The sequence below is a fragment of the Kineosporia mesophila genome, assembly GCF_021129235.1.
In the GTDB taxonomy this organism is placed as follows: Bacteria; Actinomycetota; Actinomycetes; order Actinomycetales; family Kineosporiaceae; genus Kineosporia; species Kineosporia mesophila.
Map to the genome: position 1 here is coordinate 280,396 of NZ_JAJOMA010000007.1, position 18,858 is coordinate 299,253.

Below are 18,858 nucleotides of genomic sequence, written 5' to 3' on the forward strand. Positions count from 1 at the left end.
CAATTTGTTTCCGGTCAGCTCAGGCGGGTTGTTCGATCCGCTTGGCCTCGATCCGGTTCTCCTTGGGCCACTTCACGTTCCAGACCCAGCCGGCCTTCTCGAACAGCCAGATCAGCCGCGCCGAGATATCCCACTGGCCGGGGTCGACACCGTGCCGTGCGCAGGTCGGGTCGGCGTGGTGCAGGTTGTGCCACGACTCGCCGAAGCTCGGGATGGCGAGCAGCCAGACGTTCGAGGCGCGGTCTTTCAGCGTGGTTCGGAAGGGACGCTCGCCCATCACGTGGCAGACCGAGTTCACCGCCCAGGTGACGTGGTGGATCAGGGCGATGCGCACCAGCCCGGCCCAGAAGTACGCGGTGATGAAGCCGTGCCACGACTGACTCACCAGACCGCCGATGATCGCGGGGCCGAACAGGCTGGCCAGCAGGAAGAAGACGAAGTTCTTCTGGATGAAGCGGATGTCCTTGTCGGCCACCAGGTCGGGGGCGAACCGCCGCGAGTTCGAGTTCTCCCGGGTGAACAGCCAGCCCATGTGCGCCCAGATCATGCCCTTGGCCAGGGCCGGCACGGTCTCGCCGAAGCGCCAGGGGGAGTGCGGGTCGTCCTCGTCGTCGGAGAACTGGTGGTGACGGCGGTGATCGGCGACCCAGCGGATCGGCGCGCCCTCGATCGCCATCGTGCCCGCGACCGTGAGCAGGATGCGCATGGGGCGCTTGGCCTTGAACGAACCGTGAGTCAGGTAGCGGTGGAAGCCGACCGTCACACCCAGGCCGGTGAACAGGTACATCACCGTGAACAGCACCACGTCGGTCCAGCCCAGCCAGCCGCCGATCCAGGCCACCGGGATCGCGGCGGCGACCGCCACGAGCGGAGCGACGACGAAGAACCAGAGAAAGGCGATCTCGACGTTGCTCTTACGCCCGTAGGTCAGGGGCAGTTGCTGCCGGCGGGGGGCGCGCCCGGTGGAATCGGCCACGGGGGTGTTCAAGTCGCCGGCGTCGGCCGAACTGGTCGATGCGGTCACGGAAGACCCCTGTCGCTGGGTGGTTGGACGGCTGATCCTTTTGCTTACGTAACCGTAACCTACGACCCCGTAGGTTGCCCAGGCCGGAACGCCTGTGAAAGGGGTGACTCGGCCCGAGGTGCCCCGGATGAGCATGTGGATTAGCACCGGACGCCGGAATCCCGCCAGAATCAGTCTTCGTGCCGTCCCCGCGTGTGCTCGCCGTGACCGCCCTCGCCGCCCTGGGCGGCCTGGCCGGGCTTCTCAGTGCCGGTGACGGGAGCGTGTCCGTCTCCACCGTTGCCGAGTCGATGCGGGGCGGGCTGGTCAGTCAGGCCTCCGGCGCCGTCGCGGCCGAGAACGCGAAGGCCGGTACGCGCACCTGGCGCATCGGCACCGCCCGCGCGGCCGCGCCGGGACTCATGGCCTACGCCGGGGCGACCTCCGCGGGGCCCGGCGAGAAGGTGCCCCTGTTCCTGCGGGGCAGCGGTGCCACCCACGCCCGGGCCTACCGCCTCGGCTGGTACGGCGGGGCGGGCGCCCGCCAGGTGTGGGAGGGCACGTTCCAGGCCACCGCGCAGACCGGGGCCGCGGCGAACTGGACCTCGACCTCCTCGATCGACACCACCGGCTGGCCCGAGGGCACCTACCTGATCCGCCTCGACCTGGGCGGGGCCAGCCGTTACGTGCCACTGACCGTGACCGCCGCCCGTTCCGGGGCCGCGGGCCGGGTGGTCGTGCTGACCTCACCGATGACCTGGGCCGCGACCGGGCGGACGGGTTCGGTCGGCAAGGGCCGCACCGTCACTCTCGACCGCCCGCTGATCACCGGCAACGGTGGTGGCGGGCTGGTGGCCGACGCCGGGCTGATCGCGCAGATCGAGCGGACCGGAACCGATGTCGTCTATCGGACCGACGCCGACCTGGCCGCCGCGCCCGGCCTGATCGACGGGGCCACGGCTCTTCTGGTCGACGGGGACAGCCGCTACTGGACGGCGCAGATGCGAACCTCGGTGCGCAAGGCCGTCGGCGCCGGCACCAACCTGGCGTTCTTCGGGGCCGGCTCCGCCGAGGTCAACGTGGTCCGTAATTCCACCGCCCCGCGAACTTTCACCGTCGCGGCGGCGGCGACCGCGGCGTCCTCCCTTCTCACCGGCTCGGTGGCCACCTGCCAGGCCGACCGCGCCGCCGGACTCACCGTGGCCGATCCGGCCTGGTGGGGTTTCCAGGGCGGATCGGTGCGCAACGGCGAGGTGCTGCGGCGCCTGGTGTCCGGACGGGTGGATCGCGTCGTGGATGGCTCGGGCGCGACCGTGGCAGCGTCGGCCGACCTGGCCTGCGGCCGGACCCAGGCCAGCAGCTATCTCGAGAATTCTTCCGGGGCGGGTGTGTTCACCGCCGGGACGCAGGCCTGGGCCTGCACCGTGAGCGGCGCCTGCACCGACGCGACCGGCCGCCGGATCAAGGCCGACGCCCGCGCCCAGCAGGTGGCGGCCCTGGTCACCCGCAACGTGGTGAAGGCCTTCGCAACCCCGAAGGCCGCCCGAACCTCTCGTGACGCCTCAAGCCCTTCGTGAGGCCCTAAGCCTTCCGTGAGGCCCTAAGCCTTCCGTGACGCCTCAAACCTTCCGTGGCGCCCCCAAGCCTTCGGTGACGCCCCAAACCTTCCGTGATCATGCAGAACCTCCCCAGTCTTCTAGAACTCTTGCTTTGGCAGTTCTAGAACTCCGGGGAGGTTTTGCATGATCACGAACAAAGGGGTTTTTAGAGGGCTTCAGCCGAGCTCGGCGTCGTGGGCCAGGATCGCGATCTGTACGCGGTTGGTGACCCCGAGCTTCGTCATCACCCGCGACACGTGCGCTTTCACCGTGGCGACGCTCATGTAGAGCTCCTCGCCGATCTCCGCGTTCGACCCGCCCCGACCCACCGCGACGGCGACATCGCGCTCGCGGGGGCTCAGAGGTTCGAGCCGGGCCCGGGCCTCCTCGCGGCGTGAGGGTGTCTGCGGTACCGGGGCACCGACGTGCTCGATGAGGCGACGGGTGATGGCGGGGGAGAGCATCGCGTCACCGGCCGCCACCGTGCGGATGCCACGCACCAGATCGGCCGGGGGTGTGTCTTTCAGCAGGAAGCCGCCGGCCCCGGCCCGCAGTGCCCGCAGCACGTACTCGTCGGCGTCGAACGTGGTCAGCACGATGACCTGGGGCGGAGAGGGCTGCCGCATCAGCTGTTCGGTGGCGGTCAGGCCGTCGACCCGGGGCATCCGGATGTCCATGAGCACCACGTCGGGCCGGGTCTCCCGCACCGCCGCGAGCACCTGGGACCCGTCGTCGGCCTCCCCGGCCACCTCCACCTCATCGCTGCCGGAGAGCATCATCCGCAGCGCGGCCCGCACCAGCGCGTCATCGTCCACGATCAGCACGCGGGTCTTCTCAGGCATCACGCGGACCACCATCCTCGTCGGGGAGCGACCAGGGCAACCAGGCGGTGAGCCGGAAGTCGCCGGACGAGATGCGGCCGTGCTCCAGGCGCCCCTCGGCCAGGCCGACCCGTTCGGCCAGTCCGACCAGTCCCTGACCGGCCCCCGGCAGCACGTCGGGCGGTGCCAGCGGCGACCGGTTCAGCACGCTCACGTCGATGCCCCGGCCCGGGCCACCGGCCACGGACACGGTGACGGCGGTGTGGGGAGCGTGTTTCCGGGCGTTCGTCAGGCCTTCCTGGACGATCCGGTACACCGTGCGGCCGATCAGCTCGGGTGCGCCCTGATCGCCGTCGAGGGTGAGGGCGATGTGCATGCCCGCCGCCCGGGACTCGTCGATCAGGTCGGGGATGTCGCACAGGGTGGGCTGCGGCCGGCCCGGGGAGTCGTCCGTGTCCCCGGCCCGCAGCACCCCGATCACCTCGCGCAGATCCTGGAGCGCCTGGTGCGCGCTGGCCCGGATCACCGCGGCGGACTCGGCCACCTCCGGCCCGGCCTTGTCGGCGCGGAACTCCAGGGCCCCGGCGTGCAGGGTGATCAGCGAGATCCGGTGACCGAGCACGTCGTGCATCTCCCGGGCGATGCGGGTGCGCTCGGACTGACGGGCCCGTTGCAGCAACAGGTTCCGCTCGCTCTCGGCCCGCTCGGCGCGATCGCGCAGCGAGAGGATCAGCTGGTAGCGGGCCCGGGCGAACAGGCCCCAGGCCACCACCGCGCCGATCAGTAGCACGGCTACCACGAGGCTGGTCACCGGCGAGGTGTTCAGGTCGGGCCGGACGACGACGTAGACGACCCCGGAGGCCAGGTTGACCACCGCCAGCAGGGCGACGTGCCGCAGCGGACGGCGCACGGCCACGGTGAACAGCAGCACCTGGGCCGGTACCGCGGCGATCGAGGAGAAGGCGGAGAGCACGGCCATCAGCAGCCCGAGACGGACCGGCCAGCGCCGCCGCCACCAGATCAGCACCACACAGGGGAGACCGACCAGGCCGTCGGCCACCATCAGGATCCGGGGCGGTGGGGGAGTGGGCTCGGTGCCGGCCATGGCCAGCAGCAGGCCCATCCCCAGGCAGATCAGGAACAGGACGGTGTCTACCACCCAGTCGCGGGGGGAACGTCGCAGCTCGCGGGCTCGCACACCCTCGTCCAGCTCCGCCGGGATCCAGCCCGAGAACCATCGTCCGCCCGTACTCACCAGACCACCGTAGGCACCCGATCAGGCAGCCACTATCTCCCCAGGGCGAACCGACCACCTACTTTGGTCTACCCACAGGTCATCCTCAGGTGATCACCAATCGGCCCGAAGACGGACGCGCCGGGCCGGGACGGGACGGCAGAGTTGTTCCCGTGATCGAGATCGAGAACCTGACGAAGCGATACGGCACCCAGACCGCTGTCGCCGACGTGTCCTTCCGGTGCGAGACCGGCACCGTGACGGGGTTCCTCGGCCCTAACGGTGCGGGTAAGAGCACGACGATGCGAATTCTGTGCGGCCTCACCCCGGCGACCGGCGGACGCGCGCTGATCGACGGCACCCCGTACCGGAACCTCCCCAACCCCGGGCGCGCGGTGGGCGTGCTCCTGGACGCCTCCGCCCAGCACGCCGGCCGGACCGGCCGCGAGGTGCTCACCCTGGGCACGATGGTGCTCGGCCTGCCGCGCGAGCGGGTCACCCAGGTGCTCGACCTGGTGGGCCTGGACAAGAAGGCCGCCGACAAGCGGGTCGGCAACTACTCCCTGGGTATGCGCCAGCGCCTCGGCCTGGCCCACGCCCTGCTCGGCAACCCGTCCACCCTGGTGCTCGACGAGCCGGCCAACGGCCTCGACCCCGAGGGCATCTTCTGGATGCGCGGTCTGCTGCGCGAGTTCGCCGACCGCGGCGGAACGGTGCTGCTGTCGTCCCACCTGCTGCACGAGATCGAAGCGGTTGCAGACCATCTGGTGATGATCGGCAACGGCCGGATCGCAGCCGACGGCAGCAAGCAGGAACTGCTGGCCGGTGCGGGCACCCTGGTGCGCGCCCTGGAGCCGGAGCCCCTGGCCGACGCCCTGCGGCGCGCCGGGGTCACCATCACCCCGACCGCGGACGGCGCGTTCCTCGCCGACGCCGAAGCCCTCGTCATCGGCCGGGCGGCCGCCGCGATCGGTGCCGTGCTGACCGAACTGCGCGCCGCCGACGGCGCCGGTCTGGAGGCCCTGTTCCTTCAGCTCACCGCCACCGCCAGCACATCCGCGCCGGCCGGTGCGATCAACCCCTCGATGGAGGTCGCGCGATGAGCGCCCAGACCGCTCTTCCCGCCTGGGCCGCCCCGGGCGCCACGCAGTCCACGAAGATCAGCACGCCGGGGATGCTCACGCTGACCCGGATCGAGCTGCGCAAGATGTCCGACACCCGGGCCGGCCGCTGGCTGCTCATCATCACCGCCGGGCTGGTGGTCCTGGTGGTCGGCGCGACGGCGATCTGGGGCTCGGACGAGGGCAGCTGGGCGAACTACACCAGCCTGGCCACGATCCCCATCACGATCCTCGGGCCGGTGGTCGGGATCATGACCGTCACCAGCGAGTGGAGCCAGCGCACCGCCCTCACCACGTTCACCCTGGTGCCGCAGCGGGGCCGGGTGATCGTCGCGAAGTTCCTGGCCGCCGTGGTGCTGGCCGTGGTCACCGTCGTGATCACGCTGGTCGTCGCCGCCGTGGCCACCGCGATCAGCAGTGGTGACGACCCCTGGGACCAGACCGCCACGTCTGTCGCCACCCTGCTGCTGTACGTCGCGATCTACTTCGCCATCGGTGTCGGGTTCGGTCTGCTGCTCTCCAGCACCCCGGTCGCGATCGTCAGCTTCTTCGCCCTGCCGATCGCGTTCTCCCTGCTCTCGTTGTTCTCCGCCCTGGAAACCCCGATCGAGTGGCTGAACCCCAACACGACGCTGGAGGTGCTCAACTCCACCGACGCGATCAGTGGTGAGGACTGGGCGAAGGTGCTCGTGTCGTCCCTGATCTGGATGGTCGTGCCCCTGGTGGTTGGGGGTGTGCTGACCTCCCGGCGCGAGGTGAAATAGGAATTCCTCGGGAGGGGACAGCGAGCCGGTGGCGATCTGGTCACCGGCTCGCTGCTGTTCCCGGGCGTGAACCGGGCGTGGACCGGCTCTGAAGCTGTGCATCTCATAGCTGGTTCACAGCCCGGATGCGGGGTTCGCTCATCCCGGCCACCAACTCTGAACCCATGGCAGACAACCAGGGGCACACGACGACCGCGGCGCCGGTGAACAACCACCCGGCCCCTGCCCAGAACGAGAACGAGACACAGGCCGCCCCGATGTGGGCGTCGCCGCAGCCCGCACCGGCCGGTCAGCCGGTGGCATCCGGGCCCGTGGCATCCGGTCCGACCCAGACTCAGACACCGGTCCAGACCCAGGCTCAGCCCCCGATTCAGGGCCAGGCCCCGGGTCAGACCCAGGTTCAGGCTCCGGTCCAGTCCCCGGTCCAGGGGCAGGCCGTCGGCCTGAACGGTGGTTCGGCGGTCGCTCCGGCGCAGCCGTACGCCCAGCAGCCCCTGACCTTCGAGGTACCGCAGGACCAGCTCGGGGGCGCGCCGGTGGCCGGTGGCCGTTCGGGGGCGTTCACCGACAAATTGAAGACGCCGGTGGCCGCGGCGGTCATCGGTGGTCTCCTGCTGCTCGGTGTCGGTTTCGCGACCGGCTACGTGGTCGGTCACGACCGGGGCGCGTCGTCGTCCAGCAGCACCGGCGGCCAGACCGGTTTCGGCGGTCAGGGCGGGTTCGGTGGCCAGGGCGGGTTCGGCGGTCAGGGTGGATTCGGTGGCCAGGGCGGTCAGTCCCAGCAGGGCACTCAGCAGTTCGGCCAGGGTGGTACCCAGGGCGGAACCGGTACTCAGGGTGGTACTCAAGGTGGAACCGGTACCCAGGGTGGCACTCAGGGCGGAACCGGGACGCAGGGCGGAACCGGCACCCAGCAGTTCGGTCAGGGCCAGGACGGCAGCGCCACGCAGGACGGCGCCACCACCACGGACGGCACCACCACGGATCTCTCGCAGACCCAGTGAGCCCGCGATGCCGACCCGTCGCGAACATCTGAAAGACCCCCGGGACAGACCAGCGAGTACACGGCCCGTGCCGGCGGGACATCCCCTCCGGTGGCCCGGAAACACCGGCCGTGTACTCGCTCGAAATCTGTCGGCGCGCGGTCCCCGGCTGCCCGGCCACCATCGCGATGGCCGACCGGTACCGAACGGCTCGGCAACCGTGGGTCACGGTCGCCGAGTGCTGTGACGCGCCTCCCGACACCCGTTGGACCAGGGTGCCGGGCGGGGCATCGTGCCGCCGAGCGAGCATTCTGCCGGTGTTCACCGGTCACTGACAGGTGCACCCCCGCACTCGGAAAACCCACGTTGACGAGCTGATTTGTCGACGCCGAGGACCGGTGCGAGGGCGCCTGATCAGTTCCCGAGGATCGTACGGGCGTCGTCCACACCCAGTTCCCCCGTCGCCAGGGCGCGCAGGGTGGCCAGCCGGGCCGCCTCGTCCGAGGGCTCGGGAGCATTACGTTCCGTCGCAGTGGGCCGCAGCCCGAGCTTGGCCAGAAGATCGTCGAACCGGGCCCGCGCCGTGGGGTAGCTGACCCCGAGATGGCGCTCGAGCTCCTTCATGTTGCCGCGGGAGGCGAGGAACACCCGCAGCACGTCCAGCTCCGACTCCTCCAGCGAGCAGAAGTCGCACTGGTGGAAGTGCCCGCTGATACCCGTGCCGCAGGCGTCACAGCCGAGCTGGGTGACGTGCAGATCCTCGCTGCAGACCGGGCACTGCTGAGGTGCCCGGTACTCGCGGAGCCCGCCGTCCAGGGGACCTTGGCTCACAGGGGCACCTCGTCCCAGACCTGGGCGCCGACCGTCACCGAGCTCATCACCGCGTCGATCTTCAGCAGGTCGCGGCCGTTGCCGACCACGGACTGCGTGATCTGGTCGTCCAGGGGCAGCGTGCTGACCGGCTGGTCGGGCAGCTGGAGCCGGCCCATCCGGTTCGTCCCGGAGATCCGCAGGTCACTGCCTTCCAGCAGGGTGAGCCGGGCGGACGACGACTCGGCGTAGAACCGGGACTCGCCCAGCGGCACGGCGCTGAGCTTCACCGACGACGACATCGCCTCGACGTCGAGCCGGCCGCGCAGCTTGTCGGCCTTGAGCGAGCTCGCCACGACCCGCGCCTTCAGCCCTCCGACCAGGCCGCTCAGCTTCACCTCGGCGCCGGTGGCCTCCAGCTCGACCAGCAGCGCGGGGTTCACCCGCACCAGCAGCTGGTGCTCCTTCCACGACCGCGCCCAGGTGAGGGTCTTGGGCAGATCGCTGAAGCTGAAGCCGCCCAGCAGGTTGCCGCCCTGGCGGTTGGCCCGCTCGTCCAGCGGGCCGGTGCCCGAGACGACGAGGGTGCTGCCCTCCTGATTGATGCGGTGCGGCCCGCTCACGTAGAGCTGGGCCACGGTCGGGTCGGCCACCACCTGGACGGCCCGGTACGAGCCGAGCACGCGCACGGTGTCGATCGTGCCGTTGATCGGCGGGGTGCCGCCGGCCTGGGCCGCCGGACTGCCGAACGAGGGCGCCACGGGCGCCTCGGGTGTGCCGGACGTCTCCTGCGCCTTCTGCTCGTCCATGGCCTTCATGGCCGCCTCGGGGCTCATTTCCCCCGAGGCGACGCTCCGGAGAATCGCTTCCAGTTCGTCGCTCATGGGAATAGTTAAACTCGAGCTTCGACAAATGGAAACCCCGGCTTTCCACTTAGGGGTGGAAGTCAGGGGTGCGCCCCGAAATGCGGACCTGTCCGTACCGGTGAAGAGTGAGGACATCCCGACAACGGGTACCGATACGACGGGAGGGCCGCCATGAGCGCCACCGACAAGATCAAGAACACCGGCGAGAGCGTCGTCGGCAAGTTGAAGGAAGCCGTTGGCAAGGGCAAGGACGACGAGCGCCTCGAGAACGAGGGTCGCGCCGACCAGGCCTCCGCGGACTTCAAGCAGGCCGGCGAGCACGTCAAGGACGCTTTCAAGCACTGACGTACCGACGGCGGAACCCCAGGACCCTCAGGGTCCTGGGGTTCCGCTGTTTGTGGCATCGGGTGCCAAAAAGCGCTTGCCGTCCTGCCTCGGAGGGGGATTCAGGCAGGACGGCAAGCTGTACTTGCAGAATCGGGGCAGTCGCAGCGCGGTGTCTCGGGGGGAAGACACGATGCGCGCGTAGTCGTTGCTCCGACAAGTATTATGGTGCCACCTAGGTCGTTGCGCCGTCAACCAATACCGGTAAGCTGGACCGGGTGCACGAGAACGACGCCCCCGACCGTGGGGCCTGGCTGAACGAGACCGAGCAGTCCGCCTGGCGGGCCTACCTGGACAGCACCCGCATGCTCTTCGCGGCGCTCGACCGGCAGCTGGCGGCCGAGTCCGACCTGACGCTCACCGACTACGACATCCTGGTCCGCCTCGACGAGGCGCCGGGCGGCCGGCTGCGGATGCGCGAGCTGGCCGACCTCACCCTCTCCACCCGTAGCGGTGTCACCCGCGCCGTCACCCGGGCCGAGCAGGCCGGATGGGTGCGCCGGGTGGAGTGCGAGGAGGACCGGCGAGGCATGAACGCCGAGCTGACCGAGGCCGGCCGGGTCAAGCTCGCGGCCAGCGCCCCGGGGCACGTGCGGGCCGTGCGCGAGATGCTCATCGATCAGCTGACGCCGGAGCAGTTGTCCCAGCTCACCGAGATCGGCCGCCGGATGCAGGGCAAGCTCGACATCGGGTAGTTCACGACGGTCAAGCGGGGTCACCCGTTTGCCGATGCCGTGGACATGAACCCCACTGCCGCCCTGCTCGAACGCCTCCTCGGAATCGCCGAGGGGGTAGCCGCTTTCGGTGATCAGCTCGATGAGCCCACCGGTACCCGCCTGTCCGCCGCCGCCCGTGAGGCGATCGACGAGTACTGGGAGCAGATGCGCGGGTACCCGTCCGGTTCCCGCGCGTGGCGCGACGAGATCTTCGCCCTCCTGATGAGTACCCGGTACCGGGCGGCAGCCTAGGTCTGGACGCCCAGGAGCGGTTCGGTGTCCCGGCTCGGGCTGGGCTTGACGGCCAGGCCCCGGGAATCGCTCTGCTGCGTCGCGAGATGCTCGGCCACGGTGACGGCCTCGTAGTGCGCCGGCTTCTCCTCGTCGGCGCAACCGGGTAGCACGGAGATGACCGCATCGGCGTTGCCGTCGTGGAAGAAGGCGGCCGAGCGCCGGCGCACCAGGCGACCCTCGTCGTCGGTGGGCGGCAGCACGCGGTGCCGCGGGGAGACCCAGCGGTCGTTGGTCCAGTGCGCCAGCAGGTCGCCCAGATTGACCAGAAGCGCACCGGCGGTAGGCATCACGTCGTGCCAGGAGCCGTCCTGATCGAGGATCTGCAGGCCCCGGATCTCCGGGTCGGCCCACATCACGGTGACAATGCCGTGATCGGTGTGGGCTCCCATGCCGACCTGATCCGGCGTCAGCTGCTTTTCGTCGGCCGGGACGCGGTAGTTGTTCAGGCGCAGCACTTCCAGGGCGTGGTCCTGATAGCTCGCGAAGAAGTCCGCGTCCAGTCCCAGTGCCACGGCCATCACCGAGGTCACCTCGCGGGCGACCCGGGCGGCCTCGGAGAACCAGATCATCACGCCCGGCTCGAAGCTCTCCGGGCGCAGCGGCCACAGGTTCGGCGCGTACTGCAGCTCGTCCAGCCCCAGGCCGGGGAAGTCGTCGGCGCTGCGGCCGACGTTGAACGCCTCGAACAGGTCGGCGGGGGAGTCGACGCCCAGGCTCAGGCTGAGGCGCTCGGCCCGCGGCGGGGTGTACCCGCGGTTGAACTCCGGTGACGCCGGGCGCAGCGCCTTCTTCTGCCACATCGGCAGGCCGAAGAAGCCGTCCATCGCGGCGATCATCCCGGTCTCCACCGCGGCCGGGATGCCGTGCCCGACCACCTGCACGAACCCGACGGTGGACGCGGCCCGGTCCAGTTCCGCGGCCACCAGAGCGCGATCGGCCGCCAGGCCGTCACGGAACGTGGCCAGGTCGATCGTCGGGATGTGCAGCTGACCGTCACGCGTGCGGGCTGTACTCATACGCCTGAACTTCCCCTCCGTCACACCGTTGGGCTCGCGGGAGCCTGCTGACGAAGTTCCGACGGTACGGGCAGGCCATGAACACGGCGTTACGAAGCTCGGGCCTGGATTTCACCGTCGTTGCCGGTTGTTCAGCTCCGGCGCCGGCGTTGCCCTCGTTGTCCCACGTCTGTGGGTCAGATCGTGTAGGCCCAGGCCGGTGGTGCGGGACGCCGGGCGGTGCGCCAGGCGTTCAGGCTGCCGGTCGCGGCGACGATCCAGCCGGTGAGGAGGCCGGTGAACAGGGCCACGGCCAGGTAGCCGAGAGCGTCGGCACCGGTGGCCGCGGCCAGTCCCGCGGCCCCGGTCGCGCAGGTGCCGACCGGGAAGGTGAAGGCCCACCAGGTCGGGGCGAACGGCAGGCCCGGCGGGGTCCGCGCGGTGTGCAGGGTCAGGGTCAGACAGAGCGCGGCCCACAGCAGGGCGAAGCCCAGCACCGGAAGTCCGTAGATCACGCCGAAGGTGCGCAGGGCCGGGGCGAACGGATCGGCGACGGCCAGATCGGCGCGCCGGCCGATGGCGTTCGCGGCCGTCACCGACTGCCCCAGCGGGCCGAGCACGATCCACAGCGTCGGAACCAGTTTCGCCGGTGGCAGACCGTGCCGCAGCAGGCGGCCCCACACCTGCGTGACGACCAGGCCCGAGGCGATCAGGCTGATCCCGAACAGGCCGTACAACGTCAGTAGCAGGGTGAGCCTCGGCTGGCCCGCCGGCACGTGCGGCAGCAGGGCGGCCCCGGTCGCGGCGGAGACCATGGGCGGTACGACCGGCATCAGCCAGCCGCCGAACGCGGCGTCCGGACGGCGGGAATCGGCGCCCAGGGTGCCGGTGATGTGCCAGTAGGGCACGGCCAGGGCGCTCGCCAGGCCCAGCGCCGTGCCGATCAGCCAGAGGGTCCACGCGACGGTCACCGCCGCGGGCGCACCGATCACGTCCTCACCCACGAGCAGCGTTCCCGCACCCACCGTGAGCAGGGCCATCGGGGGTGCTCCGTAGAAGTGCGCGACGACCGGGTGCCGGTGGTGCGACCGGGCCCGGTCCGGGTGCGAGATCCATTGCGCGGCCAGGGCCCCGCTCATCAGCACCAGCATCGCGGTGGCCAGAAGCCAGGCCCCGACGGCGAAATCGTGCACGCCCGGGGCGGTGGGCAGGCCCGGGGGCAGCGAGACGGCGGCCGTGGCGATGATCCCGGTGCCCATCACGGCGGCGAACCAGTTGGGTGCGATCGCCTCGACGGCAGTGAGGTTTTCGGTCGGGACGGACCGGGTCGGCCGGGGGATCGGATGGGTCATGGTCACGGTGTCGAGTCTGGTGCTCCGCGGGCCCGGGCGGAACGGGCCACGTGGTTGGCTCGTCACAAGGCTGCCTTGTGACCCCTACTACGCGGCTCAGGGCAGTACCGCGCCCGTAGTAGCTCCAGGTGTCGATGGCTGGACGATGTGCCCGGGCCCCAAGATCACGATCCTTCTAGTGGTGGGCACCGTTGCCCGCGATCGCAGTCAATCGAAGCCGGTCATCCCGCCCGGAGGGGACTCATCCGCCATGTCCGCACTCGCCCGATGGTGCTACCAGCACCGGTACGTCGTTCTCGCGCTATGGATCACGCTGCTCGTCGGCCTGGGGGCCGCCAACGCGTCTCGCGGTACCGCGTACTCCGACGAGTTCAGCCTGCCCGGAACGGAATCCTCCAAGGCGCTGGATCTCCTGGAGCAGGCCAGCCCCGAACAGGCCGGTGACACCGGCCAGATCGTCGTCCACGCCGAGAACGGCAAGATCACCGACGCCGGGGTCCAGCAGCGGGTGTCGGCCATGCTCGCCGAGGTCTCGAAGCTGTCCCACGTGTCCGGGGTGACCAGCCCCTACGACGAGGCCGGGGCCACGCAGGTCAGCCCGGACGGCACGATCGCCTTCGCCACCGTGCAGTTCGACGCCCTGGCCCCGGACATCCCGGTGCCGGACGTCGAGAAGGTCATCGACACCGCCCAGGCGATCGACGGCGACGGGGTGCAGGTCGAGCTCGGTGGTCAGGTGATCCAGAACGCCACCCAGGAGCCGCCGGGCGGCAGTGAGATCTTCGGGGTGATCGCGGCCGCGATCATCCTCTTCATCACCTTCGGCTCGCTGTTCGCCAGCCTTATGCCGATCATGGTCGCGCTGTTCGGTGTCGGCGTGGGAATCCTTTCCATCGGCCAGCTCTCGCACGCCATGTCGCTCTCCTCGATCGCGCCCACCCTGGCCGCACTGATCGGTCTGGGCGTCGGTATCGACTACGCGCTCTTCATCGTCACCCGCTACCGCAACGGCCTGAAGTCCGGTCTGCAGCCCGAGGACGCGGCCATCCGGGCGCTGAACACCTCCGGTCGCGCAGTGCTTTTCGCCGGCGGCACCGTGGTGATCGCACTGCTGGGCCTGCTCGTGCTGAACGTCAACTTCCTGGCCGGCATGGGTATCGGCGCCGCGATCACGGTGCTGGCCACCGTCGCGGCCGCCATCACCCTGCTGCCCGCCGCCCTGGGTATGCTCGGCGTGCGCCTGCTCAGCCGTCGTGAGCGGCGTGCCCTGGCCGAGCACGGTCCTTCGGAAAGCCATGCCCGTCAGGGATTCTGGGGTCGCTGGGCGAAGCTGATCGAGCGCCGCAAGCTGCTCTTCGGGCTGGTCGCCACCGCGTTGATCGTGGTGCTGTCGCTGCCCACCCTGTCGCTGCGCCTGGGATCGTCCGACGCCGGTAACGACCCGTCCGACAGCACCACCCGTCAGGCCTACGACCTGCTGGCCGAGGGCTTCGGCCCGGGCTCGAACGGCCCGCTGCTGCTGGTCGCCGAGCTGGGTTCCGACGCCGACGCCCAGGCGCTCACCGCGCTGGCCGACACGATCCAGGACACCCCCGGGGTCGCCGCGGTGGCGGCGGTTCCGGTGCAGCCCGGCGCCACGCTCGGCATGATCCAGGTCGTCCCGACCACCTCGCCGCAGGACGCGAAGACCAGTGAGCTGATCCAGCACCTGCGCAAGGACGTGATCCCGCCGGCCGAGAGCGGCACCTCGATGCAGGTGTACGTGGGTGGCGCGACCGCGATCTTCGACGACTTCGCCGACGTGCTCACCGGCAAGCTGCCGTTGTTCATCGGCGTGATCGTGGCCCTGGGCTGCCTGCTGCTGCTCCTGGCCTTCCGCAGCATCGTGGTGTCCCTGACCGCGGCGGTGATGAACCTGATCGCCGCGGCCGCCTCGTTCGGTGTGCTGGTGGCCGTGTTCCAGTGGGGCTGGGGCTCCTCGGCCATCGGGGCCGGGCCGGGCGGTCCGGTCGAGGCCTTCCTGCCGGTGATCATGCTGGCGATCCTGTTCGGCCTGTCGATGGACTACCAGGTGTTCCTGGTCAGCCGCATGCACGAGGAGTGGCAGCACAGCCGCGACAACGCCCGGGCGGTGACGGTCGGGCAGGCCGAGACCGGACGGGTGATCACGGCGGCGGCGCTGATCATGATCTTCGTGTTCGCGGCCTTCATCCTCGAGGGCCAGCGGATCATCGCGGAGTTCGGTGTCGGCCTGGCCGCGGCCGTCGCGATCGACGCCTTCCTGATCCGGACGATCCTGGTGCCGGCGGTCATGCACGGTCTCGGCAACGCCAACTGGTGGTTGCCGGGCTGGCTCGACCGGATCCTGCCGCACCTGTCGGTCGACCCGGCCGACGAGCCGCTGCCCGACGCGACCGCGGACGAGCCCCCGGCTGCCGAACTGGTGTCCCGCTAACCCCTCATCCCGCCTACAGTTCTGAGATGGGACTTCCCCTGAAGATCATGCCGAAGGCCGCCGGTCACCCACGGGTCCGTCCCTGGGTGTCCGACGGCCTTCTGGCCGTGCTGCTCTTCACGGTCAGCGTGGTGGCCGGGTTCAAGATGGCCGAGCACCCCGAGCTGCACACCGGCGGCGTACTGCTGGCCGAGGCGGCGATCTTCTCGGCGCTGGTGCTGCGCACGGCCCGGCCCCAGGCCGTGCTCTGCTGCACCGCCGCCGGGTGCGCGGCCCTGGCCTGGCACCTCAACGGTCTGGACACCCCCGCGCTGCTGGCGCCCGCGGCCGCGCTGTCGGTCGTGGCGGCCCGTGGCAACCGCCGGGTCACGGTGATCTGGTGGGGCCTGACCAGCGCGGTGATCGTGGTCAGCCAGTCGATCTCCTCCGGTGAGGTGTTCCAGGCCAACCAGATCGGCACCCTGGTCTGGCTGGGGTTCTTCGCCGCGATGGGCGAGGCGATCCAGAGCAAGAAGGCCTACGTGGCGGCGATCGAGGAACGCGCCCACCGGGCCGAGCACACCCGCGAGGAGGAAGCCGGCCGCCGGGTCGCCGAGGAACGGCTGCGCATCGCCCAGGAACTGCACGACGTGGTCGCCCACCACATCGCCGTCATCCACGTGCAGGCCTCGGTGGCCGAGCACCTGGTGAAGGACAAGCCGGAAGAGGCCGCCGAGGCACTCACCCACGTGCGCCGCTCCAGCCGTACCGTGCTCGACGAGCTGACCGGCCTGCTCAACGTGCTGCGGCAGCCGGGTGACACGAAGATCCCGATCGAGCCCGCGGCCGGCGTGAACGACCTGCCCTCACTGATCCACTCGTTCGAGTCCTCCGGGCTCCGGGTCACCTGGACCATCCGCGGCGAGCGGCGTCCGCTACCGCCGGCGGTCGACCTGGTGGCCTACCGCCTGGCGCAGGAAGGCCTGACCAACGCCCACAAGCACGGCCTCGGCTCGGCCCGGCTCGACGTCCGGTTCACCGGTGACGCGGTGATGATCGACATCGCGAACGCGAACGGCGTCGGGGCCCGGCCGGGCCCCGACGACAGTTCACTGACGGGTGGGTACGGCCTGATCGGCATGCGCGAGCGGGCCCTGGCGGTGGGTGGCAGCCTGCGGGCCGCGCCGGAGCCGGACGGCACCTGGCGCGTGCGGGCCCGGCTGCCGGTGCGGGTGGAGAAGGAGAAGAAGGCCGCAGTGCCGATCCCGCCGGCACCCCAGCCGGAGAAGCCGGAAAAGGCCGCTCCTACCTGCAAGATCCCCGTCCGGCCCGGTGGCCTCGTCCAGCGCGAGCCGAGCCGGGGCACCGCCTGAGAGAAATGTGATGACCAACCAGATGACCCGTGTGCTGCTCGCCGACGACCAGGCACTGATCCGCGCCGGGTTCCGGGTCCTGATCGACTCCGCGTCCGACCTGGAGGTGGTGGGCGAGGCCGGCACCGGCCGGCAGGCCGTCGACCTGGCGCGGTCCACCCGCGCCGACGTGGTGGTGATGGACATCCGGATGCCCGACCTCGACGGTCTCGAGGCCACCCGGCTGATCTGCGCCGACGACGACCTGGCCGGGGTGAAGGTGCTGGTGGTGACCACGTTCGAGATCGACGAGTACGTACTCGCCGCGCTCCGGGCCGGGGCCAGCGGGTTCGTCGGCAAGGGCGTGGAGGCGGAGGAACTGCTCGCGGCCATCCGCACGGTGGCCACCGGTGACGCGCTGCTCTCGCCGCGCGCCACCCGGGGCCTGATCACCGAGTTCCTGGCCCAGCCGAGCAGCGTCAACCCGCCCACCCCGGAACAGTTCTCGGCTCTCACCGAGCGTGAGCGGGAAGTGGCCACGCTGGTCGCGCTGGGCCTTTCCAACGACGAGATCGCCGAACGGCTCTTCGTCAGCCCCCTGACCGCGAAAACGCACGTCAACCGCGCGATGACGAAGGTCGGCGCGCGGGACCGGGCCCAGCTCGTGGTGGCTGCCTACCAGAGCGGGCTGGTCAGCCCGGCCCCCGATCTCAATCGCTGAAGGTGACACCCTTCCAGAACGCGACCCGGTCCTTGATCTGCGCGGCAGCCTCTTTCGGCGTCGGGTAGTACCAGGCCGCGTCCGTGTTCTCGGTGCCGTCGACCGTGACCGAGTAGTACGACGCCGTGCCCTTCCACGGGCAGACGCTGGTGGTGCTGCTCGGGCTGAACAGGTCCTGCCGCAGCGACGAGGCCGGGAAGTAGGGGTTGCCCTCGACCTCGACGATGTCGTCCGACTCGGCGATCACGGTGCCGTTCCAGGTGGCGCGCATGAACAGTTCCTTTCGCAGGGGCAACAACCTGTGAATCAGGATGCCTTTCGGTCAACGGGGCTGCCATCGCGAGTATTTCTGTTTAAGGTCAGGGGGTGCGATGGACCGATTCGGCACGGTTCGTCCGGGGCGGCGCCACGGCGCTGCGCCGGGCTGCCGCAGTGACGGCCTTTCTGCTCGGGGTCACGGTGGTCTTCATGATGTCCGGGTCGACGGCCGCACAGCCCAGAAACCTGGCCGACGACACCGAGGCCACCCCCTCGGGCGCGTCTGCCCTGCTCCCGACGGTCTCCGGCACCAGCGGCCCGTTGCTGCCCACGGCCAGCGCCACGGCCTGGCCGTTCGACTCGTTCCCGACCACGAGCATCACCCCGACCCCGTCCTCGACGTCGGGTGCCTACGGCATCGCCAAGACCACCGCCCTGACCTCCTCGGGCATCCCGGCGCGGGCCTATCAGGCCTACCGGTCGGCCGCCGCGAAGCTGGCCGTCTCCGATCCCACCTGCAAGATCGACTGGGCGCTGATCGCCGGCATCGGCCGGGTGGAGAGCAACCACGGCCGCTACGGCGGTTCCGGCATCACCACGGCCGGCCTGGTCACGCCGCCCATTCTCGGCATCCGCCTCGACGGTTCCACCCCGGGCACCGCCCGCATCGGTGACACCGACAACGGCGCGTACGACGGTGACTCCTCCGTCGACCGCGCGGTCGGTCCCATGCAGTTCCTGCCCGGCACCTGGAAGGCCTACGGCCAGGGCAACCCGCAGAACATCGACAACGCCGCGCTCGCCACCGGCAAGTACCTCTGCGCGGGCAGCGGGAGCCTTGACACCCGGGCCGGTCAGGCCGCGGCCGTGTACCGCTACAACCGCAGCAACAGCTATGTCTCGCTGGTGCTCTCGCTGGCCACGGCCTACCGCACGGGCGAGGAACAGACCGTGCCCGACGCCCCGGCCGACACCCCCGCGCCCAGCCCCACCGGCGACGACACCGACCCGCCGGGCACCGCTCCGGGCCCGCCGCCCGCGCTGCCCCAGCCGCCGAAACAGGCCACCCCGACGAAGACGGCCAAGCCGACGAAGACCAGCAGGCCGACGAAGACCAGCAAGCCCACCGCCACGAGCAAGCCCACGAAGACC

19 protein-coding genes are annotated in these 18,858 nt (G+C 70.4%); 11 read left to right on the top strand and 8 right to left on the bottom strand.

What is annotated here, in order from left to right; all coding sequences use genetic code 11:
• Positions 1-19 precede the first annotated feature (19 nt).
• Positions 20-976: an acyl-CoA desaturase gene (locus LR393_RS12745; protein WP_407937312.1), complete on the bottom strand. Its 957-nt coding sequence runs from the start codon at positions 974-976 to the stop codon at positions 20-22.
• 227 nt (positions 977-1,203) lie between these two features.
• Here LR393_RS12745 and LR393_RS12750 point away from each other — a divergent pair, with 227 nt between their 5' ends.
• On the top strand, positions 1,204-2,580 hold the full coding sequence (locus LR393_RS12750) for a N,N-dimethylformamidase beta subunit family domain-containing protein (protein WP_231484070.1): 1,377 nt from the start codon (positions 1,204-1,206) through the stop codon (positions 2,578-2,580).
• 197 nt (positions 2,581-2,777) lie between these two features.
• Here the strand turns inward: LR393_RS12750 and LR393_RS12755 are convergent, their stop codons facing one another.
• A complete protein-coding gene (locus LR393_RS12755) occupies positions 2,778-3,443 on the bottom strand; it encodes a response regulator transcription factor (protein WP_231484071.1) in 666 nt (221 codons plus the stop codon).
• Positions 3,436-4,677: a sensor histidine kinase gene (locus tag LR393_RS12760; RefSeq protein WP_231484072.1), complete on the bottom strand. Its 1,242-nt coding sequence runs from the start codon at positions 4,675-4,677 to the stop codon at positions 3,436-3,438. Before LR393_RS12760 ends, LR393_RS12755 begins: the two co-directional genes overlap by 8 nt.
• Before the next feature lie 152 nt (positions 4,678-4,829).
• Between LR393_RS12760 and LR393_RS12765 the strand changes: the two genes are divergently transcribed.
• The 3 genes from LR393_RS12765 to LR393_RS12775 all read left to right on the top strand — a co-directional run bounded on the left by LR393_RS12765 (position 4,830) and on the right by LR393_RS12775 (position 7,545).
• The gene (locus LR393_RS12765) at positions 4,830-5,759 is read left to right on the top strand and encodes an ATP-binding cassette domain-containing protein (protein ID WP_231484073.1); all 930 of its coding nucleotides are present in this window, start codon (positions 4,830-4,832) and stop codon (positions 5,757-5,759) included.
• On the top strand, positions 5,756-6,541 hold the full coding sequence (locus LR393_RS12770; RefSeq protein ID WP_231484074.1) for an ABC transporter permease: 786 nt from the start codon (positions 5,756-5,758) through the stop codon (positions 6,539-6,541). Before LR393_RS12765 ends, LR393_RS12770 begins: the two co-directional genes overlap by 4 nt.
• Before the next feature lie 164 nt (positions 6,542-6,705).
• Complete coding sequence (locus LR393_RS12775) at positions 6,706-7,545, top strand: hypothetical protein (protein WP_231484075.1); 840 nt, start codon at positions 6,706-6,708, stop codon at positions 7,543-7,545.
• A gap of 393 nt (positions 7,546-7,938) precedes the next feature.
• On the opposite strand, the gene LR393_RS12780 is transcribed toward LR393_RS12775, so the two are convergent.
• Positions 7,939-8,355: a DUF2089 domain-containing protein gene (locus LR393_RS12780; RefSeq protein WP_231484076.1), complete on the bottom strand. Its 417-nt coding sequence runs from the start codon at positions 8,353-8,355 to the stop codon at positions 7,939-7,941.
• Positions 8,352-9,218 carry a DUF4097 family beta strand repeat-containing protein gene (locus LR393_RS12785; protein ID WP_231484077.1) on the bottom strand — a complete coding sequence of 289 codons (867 nt, stop codon included), beginning with the start codon at positions 9,216-9,218 and terminating at the stop codon, positions 8,352-8,354. The genes LR393_RS12780 and LR393_RS12785 overlap by 4 nt, the downstream gene beginning before the upstream one ends.
• 153 nt (positions 9,219-9,371) lie before the next feature.
• Here LR393_RS12785 and LR393_RS12790 point away from each other — a divergent pair, with 153 nt between their 5' ends.
• The 3 genes from LR393_RS12790 to LR393_RS12800 all read left to right on the top strand — a co-directional run bounded on the left by LR393_RS12790 (position 9,372) and on the right by LR393_RS12800 (position 10,552).
• Positions 9,372-9,545, top strand: coding sequence for a CsbD family protein (locus LR393_RS12790; RefSeq protein WP_231484078.1), 174 nt, complete (start codon positions 9,372-9,374; stop codon positions 9,543-9,545).
• A 257-nt stretch (positions 9,546-9,802) separates the two neighbouring features.
• Positions 9,803-10,279: a MarR family winged helix-turn-helix transcriptional regulator gene (locus LR393_RS12795; protein ID WP_231484079.1), complete on the top strand. Its 477-nt coding sequence runs from the start codon at positions 9,803-9,805 to the stop codon at positions 10,277-10,279.
• Positions 10,280-10,324: 45 nt separating this feature from the next.
• Positions 10,325-10,552 carry a hypothetical protein gene (locus LR393_RS12800; RefSeq protein WP_231484080.1) on the top strand — a complete coding sequence of 76 codons (228 nt, stop codon included), beginning with the start codon at positions 10,325-10,327 and terminating at the stop codon, positions 10,550-10,552.
• On the opposite strand, the gene LR393_RS12805 is transcribed toward LR393_RS12800, so the two are convergent.
• Positions 10,549-11,610, bottom strand: a complete 1,062-nt coding sequence (locus LR393_RS12805; RefSeq protein WP_231484081.1) for an isopenicillin N synthase family dioxygenase — start codon at positions 11,608-11,610, stop codon at positions 10,549-10,551. The two genes, LR393_RS12800 and LR393_RS12805, sit on opposite strands and share 4 nt — an antisense overlap.
• Before the next feature lie 176 nt (positions 11,611-11,786).
• On the bottom strand, positions 11,787-12,941 hold the full coding sequence (locus LR393_RS12810) for a TDT family transporter (protein ID WP_231484092.1): 1,155 nt from the start codon (positions 12,939-12,941) through the stop codon (positions 11,787-11,789).
• Between the two features lie 250 nt (positions 12,942-13,191).
• On the opposite strand from LR393_RS12810, the gene LR393_RS12815 reads away from it, so the two are divergent.
• Genes LR393_RS12815 through LR393_RS12825 form a run of 3 tightly spaced genes read left to right on the top strand, consistent with a single transcriptional unit; the run spans position 13,192 to position 17,448 of the window.
• A complete protein-coding gene (locus LR393_RS12815; protein ID WP_231484082.1) occupies positions 13,192-15,396 on the top strand; it encodes an MMPL family transporter in 2,205 nt (734 codons plus the stop codon).
• Between the two features lie 26 nt (positions 15,397-15,422).
• Positions 15,423-16,748: a sensor histidine kinase gene (locus LR393_RS12820; RefSeq protein WP_231484083.1), complete on the top strand. Its 1,326-nt coding sequence runs from the start codon at positions 15,423-15,425 to the stop codon at positions 16,746-16,748.
• A gap of 10 nt (positions 16,749-16,758) precedes the next feature.
• Entirely contained in the window at positions 16,759-17,448 is a 690-nt protein-coding gene (locus LR393_RS12825) for a response regulator transcription factor (protein WP_231484084.1), read from the top strand.
• Here LR393_RS12825 and LR393_RS12830 read toward each other — a convergent pair.
• Positions 17,438-17,719, bottom strand: coding sequence for a DUF427 domain-containing protein (locus LR393_RS12830; RefSeq protein ID WP_231484085.1), 282 nt, complete (start codon positions 17,717-17,719; stop codon positions 17,438-17,440). The two genes, LR393_RS12825 and LR393_RS12830, sit on opposite strands and share 11 nt — an antisense overlap.
• Positions 17,720-17,814: 95 nt before the next feature.
• Between LR393_RS12830 and LR393_RS12835 the strand changes: the two genes are divergently transcribed.
• A partial coding sequence (locus tag LR393_RS12835; RefSeq protein ID WP_231484086.1) for a lysozyme family protein occupies positions 17,815-18,858 on the top strand: 1,044 nt, incomplete at its 3' end.